The following is an 18,268-nucleotide window of genomic DNA, read 5'->3' as shown; positions in this document are numbered from 1 at the left end:
TCGATAATAACAAAACTAAAAATAAGGTCACGAGTTGCAGGTCTCAACCGCTCGCAAATCAGTCATCTTTTAGCATTTTTTTGATGTTGTCCTCATTCTGGTAGGACGATTGTATTTTTATTAACCCTTGATTAATCGCATGTTTACAAGCTTCTCTTATGTTACCTGTTGCAAGGCTTGCTGCGGGCGCATTATCAATGGCTTTGAGATATACCCACTGACTGCTTCGCTCTTTAAGGCTGATTTCACGAGCTAGGTTCGTCGACATCAATAAAACATCCAACAGCTCTTGGTCATTAATAGCGGTGTAAGCTCTAGGCAAGAACGGGTAGTCAGCGATACCCATACGAATTGTTCGGTTGATATTACGCTTCGGTTCAAAGTCGGTAATCCAAGATTGTATCTTTTTAAACATCGTCTCTGGTGATGAATCTCGGTCTGAGTTAGGTTCGATGTAAAGCAGGTTCGCGTCTGAGAAGTGATAGACACGAGCAGGGCCCTCAAGCTTCTCTTTCAAGAATTCACCAAAAGCATCTTCTAACTCTAAACCCGCTTTATAACCATTCTGCGTATACATGTTACGTAGGAAAGGTAAATCAATCATCACGAAGCGGAGGCGATCATTCAATGGTTCATAGATTAGCTCGCCAAGTTGCCATTGCTCGAAGGTTTGGCTGGTTTGTTCTAGCGAGTTGGACAGCTTGGCATTCAGCATTCTGAGGTTTGGGAGCTTAGATCGTGAGTGCGTAAACAGGTCTGTTCGTAGTGAGTCGACTTCTTTGGCTAAGGTTTGAATGAGGTAGCCACGGCGAAGCACAAAGAAGAACAGAATAATACTGAACAAGAATAGGGCGAACGATATCTTTTGGAATTTGCGATGCTCTAGTTTGTACTTTTCTAGCTCTTGCGCTTGGCCTGCGTAGTGCAGGGTTTGTTCGGCAAACTCTTTCTGTTGGCGGAATGCGTCTTCACCAACACGGTTGAGTTTTTGCTGTTCCAAAGAGACCAGGCTGTTGTACTGCTTAAGGTTAGCTAATGCTTGTTGCGGACGACCTGCTTGCTCATAACCCAAAGAGAGTAAGTAGTACGAACGCTGCGAAAGGCGCATGTTCTCTATCTGACGTGAGATCTCAAGCGCACGTGTCGCATGCTTTATCACATCTTCGCTCTCTTGCAGGTGATAAGCCAATCCTGCCGATAACAGTGCAGCACGACCTTCCAGCTTTGGAATGTCCGTATATTCCAGCAGCTCAAGAGCACGGGTTAGGTATTGCTCGGCTAGAGGGTAGTTATATAGGCGCAGATAGGTTGCCGATAAACTTAGACGAATATCAATGACTTGGTGGATATCTCGGTCAGTACTCTCGTGATCAAGGACGTTGAAGAAATGCACGAGGGCAAGGTTGTATTTACCTTGGAAGAAGTACACATCACCCATCTTCTTGAGCACTTGTGCTAAGACGGGTGAATTTTCGAAGTTGTCATAAAAATCAGCGGCTTGAGAAAGGTGTTCTAGCGCTTTATCTAGGACTTGTCGCTCGAAGAAAAGCTGTGCAAGCAGGCGGTTTACTTTAGCCAAGCGCGAGCTTAGGTTGCCTTCCACTGATTTCCAGTAGCCATACAACAATTCAGAAAGCGCGTGGTTATATTCTTTGTGGGTTAGGTAAAACTCACCAACAGAGATATGGTAATCGATCGTGACTTTTTCAGAGTAGCGCTGATCTAGGAACGTTTTAGCTTCTTGGTAGTACTTTTCGGCTTCGTCGATTTTGTTTTCATAAGAGGCGATCTCCGCCTTCAACATGATCAATCGATAGGTGATGCCTTCTGTTAGACGCAGCGTTTTGTTGATTGATTCTAGGTTCGCTTCAATACTGGCGAGTTCATTTTTTGCTTTCGTCGACTTTTTATCGCTGAGCCAAAGCAATCTAACTTTCAGTATCTGTAGATCAAGCGTTAGGTATTCAAGCTTATAAGTTTTCGCCAGTTCTGAGGCTTCTTCAATGTGCTGAATAGCAGTGTGAGTATGGCCAAGGTTGTATTCAGCTTTGGCTAAGATTTTGTAGGCATCGATACTGCTGTTTGGCGTTCGAATGGAAGAATCAGTTTCTTCGCGAGAAATAGCTGATGGGCTTTTCTCACGTTGATCAGAAAGGACACGCAGCGTTAGGTAACTGTTGGCCATTTGTTTTGCTTGGCTCGGCTCAATCTCTACAAGGTTGTTAGCCTCGTTGAGCAACGCCGACGAGTAGACCGACGCATTGACCGATGTACTGAAGCTTAAAATAAATAGACTAACAACGTATAACCAACGCATTTCAATGTCCCTTTAAAGATTGGATAGGTTCAAATAAGAGTAAGTGCTTTGCGCCTGATTATTGGCGAGCCATACGCTTATTGTGGCTTGGTCTATCTTGCTCTGTTGAACGGTATGGGTTGATATCCAGACCACCACGACGCGTGTAACGTGCGAACACGGTTAGCTTCGATGGGCCACAGTATTTCATGATATCAGTGAAGATACGTTCAACACATTGTTCGTGGAATTCATTGTGCTCACGGAAAGAAACTAAATAGCGTAGCAGAGCTTCACGGTCAATTTGCTTACCTGAATATGCGATCTCAACGCTGCCCCAGTCTGGCTGATTAGTGATCAAGCAGTTCGACTTCAATAGATGGCTGTGCAGTGTTTCTTCAACATCTTGCTCGCCAGCAGCCCCTTCAAGCAGTGACGCTTCAAAGTCGTAACTAGTGATTTGGATGTCTTGGTTATCGATACAGTCGCCTTCCATCGTTACGATAGGCTGGTTGGTGTAATCGGTTACTGAGTTTACATTCACTATCACCGTTTCGCCTGCACATGCAGACAAATCTTGGGTCAGGCGCTCAGTGACTTGGTCCCAGTTTTCAAATTGAGTCTGGTTGTAGCTGTTCAAGTACAGCTTGAAAGATTTTGATTCAATTAAATTTGGGCTGGTTGCAGGGATGAAAACTTCACCCACAGCCACTTGTGGTAGGCCGTTGCTGTTTAGCCACGAAAGTTCGTACATCGTCCAAATATCATGGCCAACAAAAGGCAGGTCACCGTTTAGCGCAAGGTCATCACGATTCAGGCTACGAGGTACTGGTTGCAATAAACTTGCATCGTATTGGTTAGAGTACTCAGTTTTTTGGCCTAGGGTTAAACCCGCTAGCTCTTTTGCGTCAGAATATTTGCTCATACTTTCGTTTCAAATTCGATTAGAATGGGGTCGATTTTACTGAATCCCCATTACCCTGTCATTAAGTCATCGCTTAATCGGCTCGGAAAGGGCTCGGATTCTATTTATTATTTTGTGTTTAGGAGATTTTCATGACTCAACGTGCTCAAGACGCACTACTTTCTTTTAGTCAGCGATACGTTGACGCGTGGCAACTGCAACACCAAAGTTTACCTCGCAATGAGGAGTTGGTGGATATTGTGTCGCCTTGCGTAGAAGAAAAGAGCGGCGATGCCGTGTTATGGAAAAACTATCCACGTGAGCAATTTGCTGATTTCACTAACGTTGAAACAGGTATCGAGTTGACGCTGCATGAAGACATCAAAACTTTCTACGGCGCACAATACAGCGCAGATATGAACGCGACTTTTGATGGTAATGAACTGACTTTATTGCAAATTTGGAGTGATGATGACTTCGAATGCCTGCAAGAAAACATCTTAGGTCACTTAGTGACCCAACGTCGTTTGAAGTTAAAGCCAACGGTTTTCATCGCAGCGACTGATGCTGAACTGGATGTTATCTCGATCTGTAATCTGACGGGCAACGTGATCCTAGAGCGCTTAGGCACCAAAAATCGTGATGTATTAGCCGAGACATTGGCAGAATTTTTAGAAAAGTTACAACCAGCGGTATAAATAGATGTACGTACTAGAACTTCAATTTGAGTGTTTTGATAACACAACGGTAAGCGCTGTCGATAAGGCGGTTAATGGCTTAATGGATGCACTTCGTTATAACGGGCAAGTGTTAGGGCGTGAGTTTCCAATCGTGATGGGTGACGGTGAATTCTATGTTCGCGTTGTGTGCCCAGAGCAAGATAGCTTACACCCACGTAATCACTCAGATTTCGTAAAAGTGTGTTTTGATCGCTTGTCTAACGCGAGCTTACTTACGCCTAAAATGCGTTTGCTTGGCCGAGATCTTAACTCCGAAGAAGTGGCAGAAGATGAAGCGCCGAGCTGGCAAGTGTTGTACACGACGTTCGTGCATACCTGTTCACCGCTGCGCAGTGGTGACAGCTTGTTGCCTATTCCTTTATATCGCAACCCTCCGACATTTAATGGCGACCATAAAGCCGTGCTGAAATGGCAAACAGAATGGCAAGCCTGTGATGAAGTTCAAATGGGTGGTGGTTGTCGTGCTGAACACGCAACTCTAACCGAGATCAGTGATACCAAAAGCGTATTGTTCAAACGCGGCTGGGGTTTAAGAGGGCGCATTGAGTACCTCACTAAGATCCCAACGTATTACTACTTATACCGTGTGGGCGGCATTAGCTTAAAAGCTGAAAAAGAGCGTAAATGCCCACAATGTGGTGGTGAATGGCTGTTAGATGCGCCGATCCACGACATTTTCTATTTCAAGTGTGACGATTGCCGCTTGGTGTCGAACATCTCTTGGGATCATATTAAGTAACCCACTTAGCTCTATTCTAGATTCAGAGTATCGAAGTATGAGCCAATACTTCGATACTTGTTCCTCTGCTTTTCTCCCTGTTAGCTTCCCGTTTCTTTCTCTTTTTATTCCTTAATCTTGAGCGTTTATCAGTATTGGGAGAACCCATCTTGTTGAACGAATTTTGCACTTTAATACGTCCATTCTGTGTTTTATCTCTCGCTCTGTAGTCCTTAAGTATTCACCAAAATAATTCCACGCCCATCAACTTTTGATCATTTCAATAGTTAACTGGATCACAGTAATCAACCAGTTCTCTTTCAATTTATATTCCTCTCAATATAAATGGGATCGATCCCATGGGAATGTTCCCATTTATAAAAATAACGTAATTCTAGATCTTAAAGGAATGGACGATGAAACTGTTACCTATTGCTGCTGCACTCTCTACTGCTTTACTTGCTCCTAATTTATACGCTGATGAAACCACGCCATTGGAATTCAATGGCTACATGCGCGGCGGCGTTGGCCTGAGTAATGAAGGCGGTTCAAATAGCAAATGGGAGGTGAGTAAAGTTGGCCGACTTGGCAACGAAAATGACCTGTATGGCGAGTTTGGTTTTAAGAAAGAGGTGTATGCCGAGGACGACGTTTCATTTCTAGTTGATTCCATGTTGTCGTACTGGCAAGGCCAAGATGAGAACGCCGCGGATAAAAGCGTTGATGTGGTGCAATTGAATGTTCAGGCGGTCGGGCTATTTGAAGATAAGGACATTGGAATTTGGGCGGGTGAACGTTACTACCAACGTCATGATGTACACATCGTTGATAACTACTACTGGGATGTAAGTGGTATTGGTGCCGGCGTAGAGCACATCAATATGGGCCCAGGTAAATTATCGGTCGCATTGATTCAAGACACCGTTACGGGTGATGTATTTGATGGCAAAGAAACCACAGCCATGATTGCAGACGTGCGCTATGCAGGGATCCCACTGTGGAATAATGCGGACCTTGAGGTCGGCATTGATATGAACTTCGCCAATGAAAAGCAAGGTCAAACGGTCGATGCGGATGACAGCGTCATGCTAACGGCAAGCTTGAATCAAAATCTTACAGGTGGCTTCAACAAAACGATTCTCCAAGTTGCTAACTCTGGCTATGCCGAGCAGATGACAACCTTTGGTACCGGTAAGGGCATCGTGCGTGATGCAAACAATAATGACGCAGAAGGCTTCCGATTGATTAACTGGGGTGTGCTTGCGATTGGTGAGAATATCGAGTTTGGCCACACTGTTCGTTATGCCATGTCGACGGGGGTTGGTGCGAATAATAGCAATGATGATTCTTTCAGTGCTGTCATTCGTCCGCTTTACAAGTGGGACAAGCGTATGCGTACCATTCTTGAAATTGGTGGCTTTGTTGAAACCATTAATAATCAAGATGGGGCGGGTGGCAAATTCACAATCGCTCAAGCTTGGGTTCCACAAGTAGGTTTCTGGTCTCGTCCTGAATTCCGTATCTTTGCGACTTACCTAAACGATGCTGAAAATGACAATGCCTTCGGTGAAGGTAAAAACAGTGAAATGAGCGTTGGTATGCAAGTGGAAGCTTGGTGGTAAGTCGAACTTTCTTGTAAATCCTAACCAATAAAAAGGGGCTGACGTTATGTCAGCCCCTTCGGGTATCTATAGATTGCTGTCGTTTAGTTGATTACCAACCTTTAACTACGCCACCTTGGAAGATATCAGAAGCAGCGTTGTACACTTCTTCAGTTTGGTAAGCTTTAACGAAGTTCTGTACGTTTTCAGCGTTTAGGTTATCTTCACGAGAAACGATTAGGTTTACGTATGGAGAATCTTTGTCTTCAACGAAGATACCGTCTTTTTGCGGAGTCAGGTTGATAGAGCTCGCGTAAGTTGTGTTGATGATAGACAGTGCTACATCATCAAGAGAGCGTGGCAGTTGTGCTGCGTCTAGTTCAACAATTGTTAGGTTCTTAGGGTTCTTAACGATGTCACGAACTGTTGCTAGAAGACCTGCACCTTCACGAAGCTCAAGAAGACCTTGTTGCTCAAGAAGAAGTAGAGAACGACCTAGGTTTGTTGGATCGTTTGGTACCGCAATACGAGCACCATCTTGGATTTCGTCTACAGATTTCACTTCTTTAGAGTAACCCGCAATTGGGTAAACAAACGTGTTACCAGCAATAGTTAGCTTGTAGCCACGGTCAGCTACTTGCTGATCTAGGTACGGTGCGTGTTGGAATGCGTTGATGTCGATAGAACCGTCATCCAGTGCCGCGTTTGGTGTTACGTAATCTGTGAAAGTCACTAGTTCAACATCTAGGCCGTACTGCTCTTTTGCTACTTTAGCTGCAACTTCAGCAACCTGTGCTTCAGCACCTGCCATTACGCCAACTTTTACTTTAGAAGTGTCGACTTCTTTGTCACCACAACCTGCTAGTACTAGCGCTGATGCCGCTGCCGCGATAGTAAGTAAACCTTTAAGGTTAAATTTCATAATAATCTCCTTTTAATAAATCTATTTAATTTGGTTCAGACGACTTTGAGTTTGGTTTGTAAGTCGTTATCTGTGATCAACACGGCGAACTAATGAATCACCGATTGATTGAATAATTTGTACCAGCACAATCAACATCACTACCGTCACAGCCATGATAGTCACATCATAACGGTGGAATCCGTAACGAATCGCGACATCACCTAAGCCGCCACCACCAACAGTTCCTGCCATTGCTGAGTAGCTCACCAGCGTCACTAATGTAATCGTTACTGAGTTGATGATAGTCGGTAGTGCTTCAGGAAGCAGAACCTTATTGATGATTTGTGTTGGTGTTGCGCCCATTGATTGAGCCGCTTCCACTAGACCTGTTGGTACTTCAAGTAGCGCACTTTCAATAAGTCGAGCTACGAATGGGATAGCGCCAATCGTCAGCGGAACAATCGCGGCGGTTGTACCTATGAAGGTACCAATCAGCATCTTAGTTAGTGGGATAATAGCAACCATCAATACTAAGAAAGGCACTGAACGGCCCACGTTCACAACCGCACCGAGAATTTTGTTTAGCTTGGTGTTCTCTAACAGACCACCTTTTTTAGTCGTATGTAGAATCACGCCTAATGGGATACCGACAGCGAAGCCAACAATGCCCGCGACAGCAACCATGTAAAGGGTTTCGCCTGTTGCGCCTAATAGAAGGTTACCGTTAAGGCTGATCCAGTCAGCAATCTCGTTGAAACTAAAGGACATAGCCAAGTACCTCTACTTTTACATTGTTGTCGCGTAGGAATTGAATAGCAGCATTATCATCGGCTTCATTACCGAACAGTTCAGCAACCATCATGCCGAACTTAACGCCGCCTGCGTAATCCAGGTCTGAGCTTAAGATGCTGACATCGATGTTGAACTTACGTGCGATTTGCGTCATCAGCGGAGCATCGACCGTTGCGCCAGTAAACTCAAGGCGTACCAGCGGGTAGCTGCTGTTTACGCGAGTCTCTTGCAAGCGTGCTTGGTAATCCTCAGGAATCGTTAGATCCAAGGTTGAGCGAATAAATTGATGTGCCAGTTCTGTCTTAGGGTGTGCAAAGATGTCACCGACAGTCCCTTTCTCTACCAATTCACCACCGCCAATGATCGCCACTTCGTGACAAATGCTTTTCACTACATCCATTTCATGAGTAATAAGCAGGATAGTGATGTTCAGCTTGCGGTTGATTTCACGTAGTAGCTCAAGAATAGATTGAGTAGTCGCAGGATCGAGTGCACTGGTCGCTTCATCACATAACAATACTTTCGGGTCAGAGGCCAGTGCGCGAGCAATCGCAACACGCTGCTTTTGACCGCCACTCAAGTTGGCTGGGTAGGTGTCACGCTTGTCTGATAGACCAACAAGTTCAAGTAGCTCACTCACTTTTGCTTCAATCGCTGCTTTATCTTTACCAGCAAGCTCTAAAGGCAGTGCTACATTGTTAAATACGGTACGAGAAGACAGCAGGTTGAAGTGCTGGAAGATCATGCCGATGTTACGACGCGCTTCGCTGAGTTCTGATTTGCTGAGTGTTGTTAGGTCAATACCGTCAACAATCACTTCACCAGACGTTGGAGCTTCCAACATGTTTACACAGCGGATTAGGGTACTTTTGCCTGCACCTGAAGAGCCGATGACTCCAAAGATTTGACCTTGAGGAATGTGGAGGTTGATATCAATTAAGGCATTGATTTCTTTAGTGCCTTGATAAAAAACCTTGTTGACTTGATTCACTTTAATCATAGGGAAACTCGTGCAGGTAAAACAGAATAATATATCGATAGCTCGTTCGATTTACAGATGATGCTATGGTGTTCTATGATCTAAGTCAATAGATATTTTTACGTCTAGACGGCTAAACGTCGATCGTGTTGCTAGGGTAGAAACAAATCGTTAACGAACGCAAAACTAAATAGATAGTGATGAAGCAAATAAAGCGTGTAATAATTAATGATTAATAGAGAGTTGATAGAGAACTGAATTTTGTCTAAACCGGCTGTTTTTTTAGATCGTGATGGTGTGATTAATGTTGATCACGGCTACGTACATGATGAGCATGACTTTGAATACATCGATGGTGTGTTTGAAGCGGCGAAAGCGTTTAAAGATATGGGCTATTTATTGGTACTTGTGACCAACCAATCTGGTATTGCTCGTGGCAAGTTTAGCGAAGATCGTTTTCTTTCTTTGACGCAGTGGATGGATTGGAACTTTGTCGATAATGGCGTTGAGTTAGATGGTATCTATTACTGTCCTCATCACCCTGAACACGCCATTGGCGACTACAAGCAAGATTGTGAATGTCGCAAGCCGAAACCAGGCATGTTCATTTCTGCTCGTGACTTTCTGAAAATTGATATGGCGAACTCTGTCATGATCGGCGATAAAGCTGAAGACATGATGGCAGCAGAAGCCGCTGGTGTTGGTACCCGAGTGTTGGTGAGAACCGGTAAACCCGTAACTGAAAAGGGTGAGGCACTTGCTAGTGTCGTCCTGGACAGCATTAAAGATGTACCCGCACATTTGAAAGGCTAAACACAGACCTATCGCTCAGTATGCAAATGAGTGTTGTCCACCATATTTGCCCACTATATAAAGATGAGGAACGAAGTATGAAAGCTATGTTAGTAGCATCTCTATGTTCAGTTGCATTAGTCGGGTGCTCTAAATCAGCAGCTCCTGAGACTGAGAGCGCAGCATCGGATAATCAATTCGTGACTTATCAATGTGAGTCTGACGTTTCGTTTGAAGTGGCTTACCTTGATAATGAAAAAGCGGTATTACGTCTCCCTGAGAATGAATACCGTCTGACTCAAGTTCCAGCAGGTTCAGGAACGAAATACATCTTAGATGATGGAACCTCTGAACTGATTAACAGTGTCACTTTACGTACTAAAGGTGACAACGCACGTCTAGAACTTGGTCGTGTCGTCTATCGAAATTGCCAAAAGTAAGTCATAGTAGTTGCTAGGATTTACAAACAGTTAAGTGAGGGATTACGCCCTCACTTTTTCTTCTTTTCCCTTTAACGTTAGACTTTTTATGAGCAAAAAACTCACTATTCTCGATATTGCTAAGCTGTCCGGTGTTGGTAAGTCAACCGTATCTCGCGTTCTGACCAATGATCCAAAAGTAAAACCTGAAACCCGTGAAAGGGTGGAAAGAGTAATTCAAGAATCTGGGTACACGCCTTCAAAGTCTGCGCAGTCGATGCGTGGTGGCAGCCAAAAAGTCATCGGTGTCATCATCTCTCGTCTGGATTCTCCTTCTGAAAACAAAGCAGTTAGCACTATGTTGGCTGAGTTGTATCGAGCGGATTACGATGTCGTGATCATGGAAAGCCAGCTAGATAGAGAAAAAGCCAATGAGCATCTTCAGGTTCTTAAGCGCCGCAATGTAGACGGCATAATCGTGTTTGGTTTTACTGATTGCGATATTCCTGCAATCGAAGCTTGGGAACACAAAGCGGTTGTGATTGCTCTGGATACCGAGAACGTGACGTCGATTAACTATGACAACCAACAGGTGATCAATAGTGCATTAGCGCATCTATCGGATCAGGGGATCTCTGATGTTGGTTTCATTGGCGTTGATCCTAGCGATAAATCAACCGGTGAACTGCGTCTTAAGGCTTATCTCGAGTGGTGTGAAAACACAGGCTCAGTTGCCAACTATCGTACTGGTCAACTTCATCATGAAAGTGCTTATCAGTTGGTGGATGAGGTGCTCGCTCCTGCGACTCAAGCGATTGTTTGTGCCAGTGACACATTGGCTCTTGGCGTCATCAAACGTCTGCAAGAGCTGCAACGTGAAGATGTGGTGGTGACCGGTGTTGGTGGCAATGATCTTCTCTCTTTCTTGTTCCCGCGAGTATTTAGCATTGACCCTGGGTATCAGTCTGCGGGCAAGTTGGCCGCTAATCTATTGATCTCTCAGCTTTTAGGCAATGCAGAGATCTCTCATCACACTCAATCACCTATTCTATAATCCACTCAATCAAGCGAAATTGAACCGCTTAGATTAAAATTAGAGTGTGATCTCTTTCAATTAATGGGACTGTTCCCATTTTAATTTATCATTCATGTGGGCATTATAATAATCGTAATTGGGAATGTTCCCATAAATCTGAATCCGAGTGGTTATAGCTGCATGGTTTAGATGAGTAATTGAATGAAACCAGGGTGGGGTAGTATGAGTAAGATAGCGAAGCAAGACGTTGCGCGTCTTATCGAGTTAGTCGGTGGCAAAGAGAATATTGCGAGTGTCAGCCATTGTCTGACTCGACTGCGTTTTGTATTGAATGATACAGAAAAAGCGAACAAAGCAGAATTAGAGAAGCTTAAGCTGGTAAAAGGTTGCTTTACTAACGCAGGTCAATTCCAAGTGGTTATTGGCACCGAGGTTGATGAGGTGTACGCACTTCTTATTGAGCAAACTGGTAAAGATGCATCATCAAAAGATGAGGCGAAGTTGGCTGCTCGTCAAAATATGAATTTCCTTGAGCGTGGTATCTCCCATTTAGCCGAAATTTTCGTACCACTGCTACCTGCCATTATTACTGGTGGTTTGATTCTTGGTTTCCGTAATGTGATTGGCGACATTCGCATGTTCGACGGCAAAACCTTGGTTGAGATCAGCCAGTTCTGGGCAACCGTTCATTCTTTCTTATGGTTGATTGGCGAAGCGATTTTCTTCTTCCTACCAGTTGGTGTGTGTTGGGCAACGGTTAAGAAACTTGGTGGAACCCCTATTTTGGGCATCACGCTCGGTGTGACCTTGGTTTCCCCACAACTGATGAACGCTTACATGATAGGTAAATCGGTACCAGAGGTGTGGGACTTTGGTTTGTTCGTGATTGAGAAAGTCGGTTATCAAGCTCAGGTGATCCCTGCGATGTTAGCGGGTGTGGCTCTGGCCTTCATTGAGACTAACCTTAAGCGCATTGTACCTTCTTATCTGTATCTTGTTGTCGTGCCATTTGTCTCGATTATCTTGTCTGTGATTCTGGCTCACGCCTTTATTGGTCCATTCGGGCGTATGTTGGGCGATGGTGTGGCATTCGCTGCCAAAGTGGCAATGACAGGTGACTTCGCGATTCTTGGTTCAGTGGTCTTTGGCTTCCTATACGCACCGTTGGTTATTACAGGTATTCACCACACAACCAACGCTGTGGATCTACAACTGATGCAAGACTTAGGTGGCACACCAATCTGGCCTTTGATTGCTTTATCAAACATTGCACAAGCTTCCGCGGTTGTCGGCATCATCATTTTGAGTAAGCGCGAAGGCGAACGAGACATCTCGGTACCTGCGGCAATCTCTGCGTACTTAGGTGTGACGGAACCAGCGATGTACGGCATCAACCTTAAATACAAATTCCCAATGCTGAGCGCAATGATCGGCAGTGCCGCAGCGGCTGCAATCTGTGGTAGTGCAGGTGTGATGGCGAATGGTATCGGTGTTGGTGGCTTACCGGGCATCTTATCGATTCAACCTCAATATTGGTCGATTTACTTAGTCGCGATGCTGGTGGCGGTTGTACTGCCGATAACGTTGACATTGTTCTTCTATAAACGAGCACAGATGAAAGGCGAGCTAGAAACCGCCAACGCGTAATGCATTTAACAAGCGATGATTCAATTGAGTCATCGCTTTTCTCTTAGTTATAACGGCTATTCGACCATGTAAGCATGGTGATTTTTTATTTATATTTTCTGGTAAGTGAGTGTTAGAGATGGCGATGACTGAACATGATGAAAGCTGGTGGAAAACCGCAACCATCTATCAAATCTACCCAAAGAGCTTTTGTGACAGTGGCAGCAAAGGTACTGGCGATATCAAAGGGATCATTTCGAAACTGGATTACCTTAAACATTTGAGTGTGGATGCGATTTGGTTAACCCCAGTTTACGCGTCACCTATGATCGACAATGGTTACGATATTTCAGACTATTACTCGATTAACCCTCAATTCGGAACCATGGAAGACTTCGACTTATTATTGTCTGAAGCGCACCAGCGTGGCATCCGCATCGTGATGGATATTGTCGTCAATCATACTTCAACAGAGCATGCATGGTTTCAGTCTGCATTGGGTGACAAAAACAGCCCATACCGCGACTACTACATCTGGAAAGATCCAGTGAACGGTCAAGCACCAACTAACTGGCAGTCTAAGTTTGGTGGTAATGCTTGGGAAATGGATGAGGCCACTGGGCAATATTTCTTACATTTATTTGCGAAAGAACAGGCCGACCTGAATTGGGAGAACCCAGTTGTACGCGAAGAAGTAAAAGACGTTATCAGCTTCTGGGCTGAGAAGGGCGTTGATGGTTTTCGCTTAGACGTGATTAACCTGATTTCAAAGCAGCAAGATTTCCCGAATGATGATATTGGTGATGGTCGCCGTTTCTATACCGATGGCCCACGTGTGCATGAATATTTGAAAGAGATCAGTGAAGCGGTATTCCAGAAGTACGGCAGCGTGACGGTTGGTGAGATGTCTTCAACGACACTGGAACATTGTCAGCAGTACTCAAATATTGATAACAGCGAACTGTCGATGGTGTTTAACTTCCACCACCTTAAGGTTGATTACACCAATGGTGAGAAGTGGACCAATGCACCATTTGATTTCTTACAGCTCAAGTCGATCTTCAATCATTGGCAAACCGGTTTGAACGGCAAAGGGTGGGGAGCGCTATTTTGGTGTAACCATGACCAACCAAGAGTCGTGAGCCGCTTAGGTAACGATCAACAATATCGCGTTGAATCAGCCAAGATGCTTGCCGCCTCGGTTCACATGATGCAAGGCACACCTTATATCTATCAAGGTGAAGAGATTGGCATGACCAACCCGGGTTACACCGAGATCAGCCAGTATCGTGATGTAGAGAGCACCAATATGTACGACATCATGGTGAACCGTGATGGTGTGGCTCATCAAGATATGATGACGATCTTAGCGCAGAAATCTCGTGATAACTCCCGTACACCAATGCAATGGAATAGTGAGACGTACGCTGGCTTTTCGCTAGCACAGCCATGGTTAGATGTTGCGAATAACTACACTGAGATCAACGCTGAGCAAGCGCTCGAAGATAAAGGCTCTGTTTTCTATTTCTACAAGGCTTTGATTGAGTTACGTAAACAAGTACCGGTGATTACTCATGGTCGCTATCAAGACCTTCTGCCTGAGCACCCATCCATTTTTGCGTATGTTCGTGAGAGTGAAGGGCAAACTCTGCTGTGCATTAATAACTATTATGGCGAAGAAACCGAGTGCGTTTTACCTGAGCGTTTTGAGATGATGAAGGCTAAGAGCCTGTTATCCAATTATCAAGTGAGCGAGAGTTTAATTACGTCTCATCACCAAGTGCTACGACCTTACGAGACTCGTATTATCTTGATTGAAGATTAGCCTCGTTACTATTTCAATAAACCTAATTCTCAGTTCCCCCTAAAGATTTAGGTTTGAACAAAGGCTTTGGAGTGCTCCCAAAGCCTTTTTTATTGTTTGCGGTTAGCCCTCGGTTAAGCTTAGGTTTAGTTAACCTAGGTCAAGGCTAGCTAATCGAGGTCAGTCTTGCTGCTGATTCTTCGATATTAGATTGCTCTACAGACATCAAGTCAATTTGTTCAATTAAGCCGATGCTTGGGTTGAACCAGCGCTCCGATGATGTGCCAAACTCTGCTGAATCCATACCATTACATCCAATGTAGTAAGTGTTTTTTTCCGTAAGATTCGCAGCTTCGATGGATTTACCCGAAACAGTGAAACTCTTACGTACACCTGTTTCATTAATTTCTTGCTGCCAAGTAACTCGGCATGAAGCATCAGTTGGAAGGCTTGATACCCATGAGTGGTCTTCAAAGTCATTTAGCATGTTAGCGACTGCTTCGCCATCTAACGTCACTTGCAATGAAACGGCTTCTTCACTGATATCAATGATTGGATTGCTCTCTTTTACGTCAGCACCCTTTAAACGGAAAAGTGGGCTGCTGCGCATAACGGTTGTGATGTATTGGCTACCAATCAAGTAGGCATTGGTGAGCTCATGTAGACTGCGGTCGGGGCCTACAAAATAGATGCTACCGTCTTCTTGTGTACCTTCAACATTCGTTATGATGTCTTCAGAAACATAAAATTCGGTGGTGCCGTAATTGATGAGGTCATTGAGCACTTGAACTACCGCTTCATTGCCGGTCTCTTCTTCTAGCCCTGCAATAATGACTTCACCGCTTAAAGGTGTGAAGTTCATGGTCATCACACCTTCAGCCTGACCATCTTTGGTAAATGAGTAGCCCAATGTTGTTTCTGGTTTAGGGGCAAATGCAGAGTTCGCTATCGGGTAGTCAACCTGACTGCTTGGCCCTTTGTTACCACCTGTTGAACCAGAAGAAGAACCACCTCCGCCGCCACAACCATAAAGAACAAAGAGAGAAGCTGTTAGCAGCGTCATGGATTTTTTCATGTTGAACATTCCTAAAGTTGGAAGCCCTTGATGGGCTCGATGTTTTTAGGAATGCTATTGTTTGAAGAGTAAATAGGGCAAAAAACGAAGTTACATAAAATCTTAATTTATATTTAAGTTATTTATTTTAAAAGGTTTTTTATTTTGTCCTGAAATCTGTTGCCCAACAGCCGTGCAGTAATTAAGCATTAAGCTTTCCCACTGTTTTATGATCAGAGGCTCTTTAACGCTTAGCTTCAAGCTCTTCCAAGGTTGTAGGCAGGTCGATTTGGATTCAGGTTTAGATAGTCGAGCGAACAGATCTTCGGATGGAACCACTCTTAATAACGCAACCAGAGACTCCATGTAGTTCAGGCGGAACTTCTCCATGTTGCCTTGCTTATAAGCAATGTGAGAAACCATCATATAAACCAACGCATTTTCGATCGTAGAGTTTCCTGAGGTATTGGTCAGGAATTCTTTTGCGGTTTGTAGGTCTCTCAGTTTGAAATGAATGATACCAAGCCACAGTTTGAGCTCGTCCGGTAGTAACTTAAATCGAGTTTGAACAAGATTAGTAAAGGCAATGAGCTTCTTCTGATCCGTTTCAAATAGAGCAAGTTGTCGCGCAATCAGAGTTGAAGTCATGGTGTTGAGTTTGATGCCATCAAACGTGATGGTTTTTCCACTCAGCAATTCGCTGATTTCGTTGTTGTCGACTGACCATTCAGGAGGCAATGGTGCGGGCAGAGCAAAGTAGTTAGCTAACTCGCGGTTGATCTCCATAACGCTACTGCTGATATTATTAACATCAATAGAGTAAACCCCACCAAACGCTAGCTTCCCTGAGTTTGGGTAAATTAGGCTTATTTTAGCGATAAGACGTTTATCTACTTCTTGATCCTTCAGCTGGATATTAAGCAGGTAATCACTGGTACGCATGTTTTTGGCTCCCGGAAAGAAGGGAGAGCTATCTATAGGATCAAGGAAGTAGCTTGGCGCATCTTGATTGGCAAGATCGGTGTAGGCATATTCAATTTGCTGTTGAAGTAGCAACGCTTTTACGACTTTTCGGTATTTTCTGGAATTATCGCCAATGGCATCCAATCGATTCAGCAGAAGTTCGACCTTAGGAATCAATCGTTGGTCTCGTTCGACTTCGGAAGCTCGAGTCGAAGATTGCCAAAGCATATAACCCATTACCGCAGTGCTGATCAGCAAAGCCAAAGACACCACAACAAGCCAAGGGTTAACTGGATTGGAGCCGTCCCCTTTTTTACTGGTTGGAGGTTCTATTACGGCATCATCCGCTGCGGTATCAGGGGAGCCTGTGGCAAAGCTAATTGAGCTGGGGTTAAGGAAATAGCCCTTGCGCGGGTAAGTCACCAATATTTTGGTTGCGTCGCTATCAGGGAGATATTTTTGAAGTACTGAACGTAAGGTGCTGATTCGGTTAGTAAGAACATTTTTGGAAATGAAGTTACTTTGCCAGACAGATTCAATGATGTGCTCGGCAGCGAGCGGCTGACCAACGCTGGTAAGAAATAACTCTAAGAGCTCGATAGAACGAGGTTCTAAATCAATGACCTGCTCGTCGCAGCTTAAGACTCGTGTGTTGGGGTTGAATTCCAAGCCTTCAATATAAATAGAGGCTTGTTGGTCTTTGGCGCTAGAGAGGTAATCTTGCATAGAAAAGGCGATGGTTTATAAAACCTAAATTCTAGCTGTTTTTGTTATTAAAAACAGCTAGTAATTCATAGGGTGATTGGTATTAAGACGCGTAGTTCACGGAATAACGAGTCGGTTTGTGATTCATTGCCAATACGATGTTCAATACCGCGGTGCCTAATACAGAGACTGCAATCACCCAAGGCGATACGAAGAAGAAGGATGCAAACAGAATACAGGCATCAATGGCCATTTGGGTTTTGCCTACTGAGATACCGTAGCGATCTTGAATGAACAGACACAATACGTTGAAGCCACCCAAGCTTGAACGATGACGGAACAAGATCAACATGCCTAAGCCCATTAACAAGCCGCCAGCGACTGCACAGTAAATTTCATTATGAACGTCTAACGAAATCACCAAGTATAAATGGTCGGCAAATACAGACACTAAAGCTCCAGAGATGGCACTGCTTATTGCGAAGTGACGGCCAAATCGTTTCCATGCCAATAGATAGAATGGACAGTTCGCAATAAAGTACAGAATACCAAAGGTTACTGGCGTAAATTGACTCAAAAGCAGAGCTAAGCCAGTAGTGCCACCAGTAAGCAGGTTTGCTGACTGTAAAAAGAATACGCCTAACGCCACTAAAAACGTGCCAGTGAGGATTGCTACCCAATCTTCTTTGCGTGTGTGTTTTTCCATCGTTTTTATAATTACCTAACCAATAAAGGCGTGTATAGTAGAGAAAAACTTTAGCTTTCGGTAGCTAGAGGGGCAAAATTAAGGTAAACCTATGTAATCTGCGTTTTACAGGGTGTAAATCGTAAAATTGACAGTAAGCGTCATCTTTGGTTGGATATGCTTAATAACCATGATGAATCTTATATGTGATTATGAAAAAACTGCATGATAAAATTGCAATTAGCTCTTT

16 protein-coding genes are annotated in these 18,268 nt (G+C 44.2%); 8 read left to right on the top strand and 8 right to left on the bottom strand.

Annotated features, from left to right (window positions below):
* Positions 1-58 precede the first annotated feature (58 nt).
* Together QWZ07_RS18640 and queF are read right to left on the bottom strand one after the other, a co-directional pair.
* Positions 59-2,317 (bottom strand): tetratricopeptide repeat protein, encoded by a 2,259-nt coding sequence (locus tag QWZ07_RS18640; protein ID WP_102300272.1) that lies wholly within the window; start codon positions 2,315-2,317, stop codon positions 59-61.
* A 58-nt stretch (positions 2,318-2,375) separates the two neighbouring features.
* Entirely contained in the window at positions 2,376-3,221 is an 846-nt protein-coding gene (queF, locus tag QWZ07_RS18635; RefSeq protein WP_017110407.1) for an NADPH-dependent 7-cyano-7-deazaguanine reductase QueF, read from the bottom strand.
* 131 nt (positions 3,222-3,352) lie between these two features.
* On the opposite strand from queF, the gene syd reads away from it, so the two are divergent.
* The 3 genes from syd (at position 3,353) to QWZ07_RS18620 (ending at position 6,280) form a co-directional block, all read left to right on the top strand.
* Positions 3,353-3,898 (top strand): SecY-interacting protein, encoded by a 546-nt coding sequence (gene syd / locus QWZ07_RS18630; RefSeq protein WP_017106285.1) that lies wholly within the window; start codon positions 3,353-3,355, stop codon positions 3,896-3,898.
* Positions 3,899-3,902: 4 nt separating this feature from the next.
* Entirely contained in the window at positions 3,903-4,679 is a 777-nt protein-coding gene (locus QWZ07_RS18625; RefSeq protein WP_017106286.1) for a Zn-ribbon-containing protein, read from the top strand.
* Between the two features lie 395 nt (positions 4,680-5,074).
* Positions 5,075-6,280: a carbohydrate porin gene (locus QWZ07_RS18620; protein ID WP_192852246.1), complete on the top strand. Its 1,206-nt coding sequence runs from the start codon at positions 5,075-5,077 to the stop codon at positions 6,278-6,280.
* 91 nt (positions 6,281-6,371) lie between these two features.
* Here QWZ07_RS18620 and QWZ07_RS18615 read toward each other — a convergent pair whose 3' ends face one another.
* From QWZ07_RS18615 to metN, 3 genes are all read right to left on the bottom strand, one after another.
* On the bottom strand, positions 6,372-7,181 hold the full coding sequence (locus tag QWZ07_RS18615; RefSeq protein WP_102384777.1) for a MetQ/NlpA family lipoprotein: 810 nt from the start codon (positions 7,179-7,181) through the stop codon (positions 6,372-6,374).
* A 66-nt stretch (positions 7,182-7,247) separates the two neighbouring features.
* Positions 7,248-7,931, bottom strand: coding sequence for a methionine ABC transporter permease (locus QWZ07_RS18610; protein WP_004734372.1), 684 nt, complete (start codon positions 7,929-7,931; stop codon positions 7,248-7,250).
* Positions 7,921-8,955 (bottom strand): methionine ABC transporter ATP-binding protein MetN, encoded by a 1,035-nt coding sequence (metN, locus tag QWZ07_RS18605; RefSeq protein WP_065103078.1) that lies wholly within the window; start codon positions 8,953-8,955, stop codon positions 7,921-7,923. Before metN ends, QWZ07_RS18610 begins: the two co-directional genes overlap by 11 nt.
* Before the next feature lie 240 nt (positions 8,956-9,195).
* Here metN and gmhB point away from each other — a divergent pair, with 240 nt between their 5' ends.
* From gmhB to treC, 5 genes are all read left to right on the top strand, one after another.
* Positions 9,196-9,747 (top strand): D-glycero-beta-D-manno-heptose 1,7-bisphosphate 7-phosphatase, encoded by a 552-nt coding sequence (gmhB, locus tag QWZ07_RS18600; RefSeq protein WP_192852245.1) that lies wholly within the window; start codon positions 9,196-9,198, stop codon positions 9,745-9,747.
* Positions 9,748-9,824: 77 nt separating this feature from the next.
* On the top strand, positions 9,825-10,166 hold the full coding sequence (locus QWZ07_RS18595) for an MliC family protein (RefSeq protein WP_017110401.1): 342 nt from the start codon (positions 9,825-9,827) through the stop codon (positions 10,164-10,166).
* Between the two features lie 88 nt (positions 10,167-10,254).
* Positions 10,255-11,199 carry a trehalose operon repressor TreR gene (gene treR / locus QWZ07_RS18590; RefSeq protein WP_017106292.1) on the top strand — a complete coding sequence of 315 codons (945 nt, stop codon included), beginning with the start codon at positions 10,255-10,257 and terminating at the stop codon, positions 11,197-11,199.
* Positions 11,200-11,403: 204 nt separating this feature from the next.
* Positions 11,404-12,828 (top strand): PTS trehalose transporter subunit IIBC, encoded by a 1,425-nt coding sequence (gene treB, locus QWZ07_RS18585; RefSeq protein ID WP_032499611.1) that lies wholly within the window; start codon positions 11,404-11,406, stop codon positions 12,826-12,828.
* A 118-nt stretch (positions 12,829-12,946) separates the two neighbouring features.
* Positions 12,947-14,632: an alpha,alpha-phosphotrehalase gene (gene treC / locus QWZ07_RS18580; protein ID WP_192852244.1), complete on the top strand. Its 1,686-nt coding sequence runs from the start codon at positions 12,947-12,949 to the stop codon at positions 14,630-14,632.
* A 145-nt stretch (positions 14,633-14,777) separates the two neighbouring features.
* Here treC and QWZ07_RS18575 read toward each other — a convergent pair whose 3' ends face one another.
* The 3 genes from QWZ07_RS18575 to QWZ07_RS18565 all read right to left on the bottom strand — a co-directional run bounded on the left by QWZ07_RS18575 (position 14,778) and on the right by QWZ07_RS18565 (position 18,039).
* Complete coding sequence (locus tag QWZ07_RS18575) at positions 14,778-15,686, bottom strand: hypothetical protein (RefSeq protein WP_192852243.1); 909 nt, start codon at positions 15,684-15,686, stop codon at positions 14,778-14,780.
* Between the two features lie 102 nt (positions 15,687-15,788).
* On the bottom strand, positions 15,789-17,354 hold the full coding sequence (locus tag QWZ07_RS18570) for a winged helix-turn-helix domain-containing protein (RefSeq protein WP_192852242.1): 1,566 nt from the start codon (positions 17,352-17,354) through the stop codon (positions 15,789-15,791).
* 82 nt (positions 17,355-17,436) lie between these two features.
* Entirely contained in the window at positions 17,437-18,039 is a 603-nt protein-coding gene (locus QWZ07_RS18565; RefSeq protein WP_017106296.1) for a YitT family protein, read from the bottom strand.
* Positions 18,040-18,268: the final 229 nt, after the last annotated feature.

The organism is Vibrio lentus, from assembly GCF_030409755.1.
Taxonomy (GTDB): domain Bacteria; phylum Pseudomonadota; class Gammaproteobacteria; order Enterobacterales; family Vibrionaceae; genus Vibrio; species Vibrio lentus.
The sequence above is the reverse complement of the archived record's forward strand: the minus strand, read 5'-3'. Positions and strand labels throughout refer to the sequence as shown.

Bases quoted from the DNA above. Each gene is read 5' to 3' on its own strand.
- QWZ07_RS18640 (WP_102300272.1), bottom strand. From the start codon at position 2,317: ATGCGTTGGTTATACGTTGTTAGTCTATTTATTTTAAGCTTCAGTACA.
- queF (WP_017110407.1), bottom strand. From the start codon at position 3,221: ATGAGCAAATATTCTGACGCAAAAGAGCTAGCGGGTTTAACCCTAGGC.
- syd (WP_017106285.1), top strand. From the start codon at position 3,353: ATGACTCAACGTGCTCAAGACGCACTACTTTCTTTTAGTCAGCGATAC.
- QWZ07_RS18625 (WP_017106286.1), top strand. From the start codon at position 3,903: ATGTACGTACTAGAACTTCAATTTGAGTGTTTTGATAACACAACGGTA.
- QWZ07_RS18620 (WP_192852246.1), top strand. From the start codon at position 5,075: ATGAAACTGTTACCTATTGCTGCTGCACTCTCTACTGCTTTACTTGCT.
- QWZ07_RS18615 (WP_102384777.1), bottom strand. From the start codon at position 7,181: ATGAAATTTAACCTTAAAGGTTTACTTACTATCGCGGCAGCGGCATCA.
- QWZ07_RS18610 (WP_004734372.1), bottom strand. From the start codon at position 7,931: ATGTCCTTTAGTTTCAACGAGATTGCTGACTGGATCAGCCTTAACGGT.
- metN (WP_065103078.1), bottom strand. From the start codon at position 8,955: ATGATTAAAGTGAATCAAGTCAACAAGGTTTTTTATCAAGGCACTAAA.
- QWZ07_RS18595 (WP_017110401.1), top strand. From the start codon at position 9,825: ATGAAAGCTATGTTAGTAGCATCTCTATGTTCAGTTGCATTAGTCGGG.
- treR (WP_017106292.1), top strand. From the start codon at position 10,255: ATGAGCAAAAAACTCACTATTCTCGATATTGCTAAGCTGTCCGGTGTT.
- treB (WP_032499611.1), top strand. From the start codon at position 11,404: ATGAGTAAGATAGCGAAGCAAGACGTTGCGCGTCTTATCGAGTTAGTC.
- treC (WP_192852244.1), top strand. From the start codon at position 12,947: ATGGCGATGACTGAACATGATGAAAGCTGGTGGAAAACCGCAACCATC.
- QWZ07_RS18575 (WP_192852243.1), bottom strand. From the start codon at position 15,686: ATGAAAAAATCCATGACGCTGCTAACAGCTTCTCTCTTTGTTCTTTAT.
- QWZ07_RS18570 (WP_192852242.1), bottom strand. From the start codon at position 17,354: ATGCAAGATTACCTCTCTAGCGCCAAAGACCAACAAGCCTCTATTTAT.
- QWZ07_RS18565 (WP_017106296.1), bottom strand. From the start codon at position 18,039: ATGGAAAAACACACACGCAAAGAAGATTGGGTAGCAATCCTCACTGGC.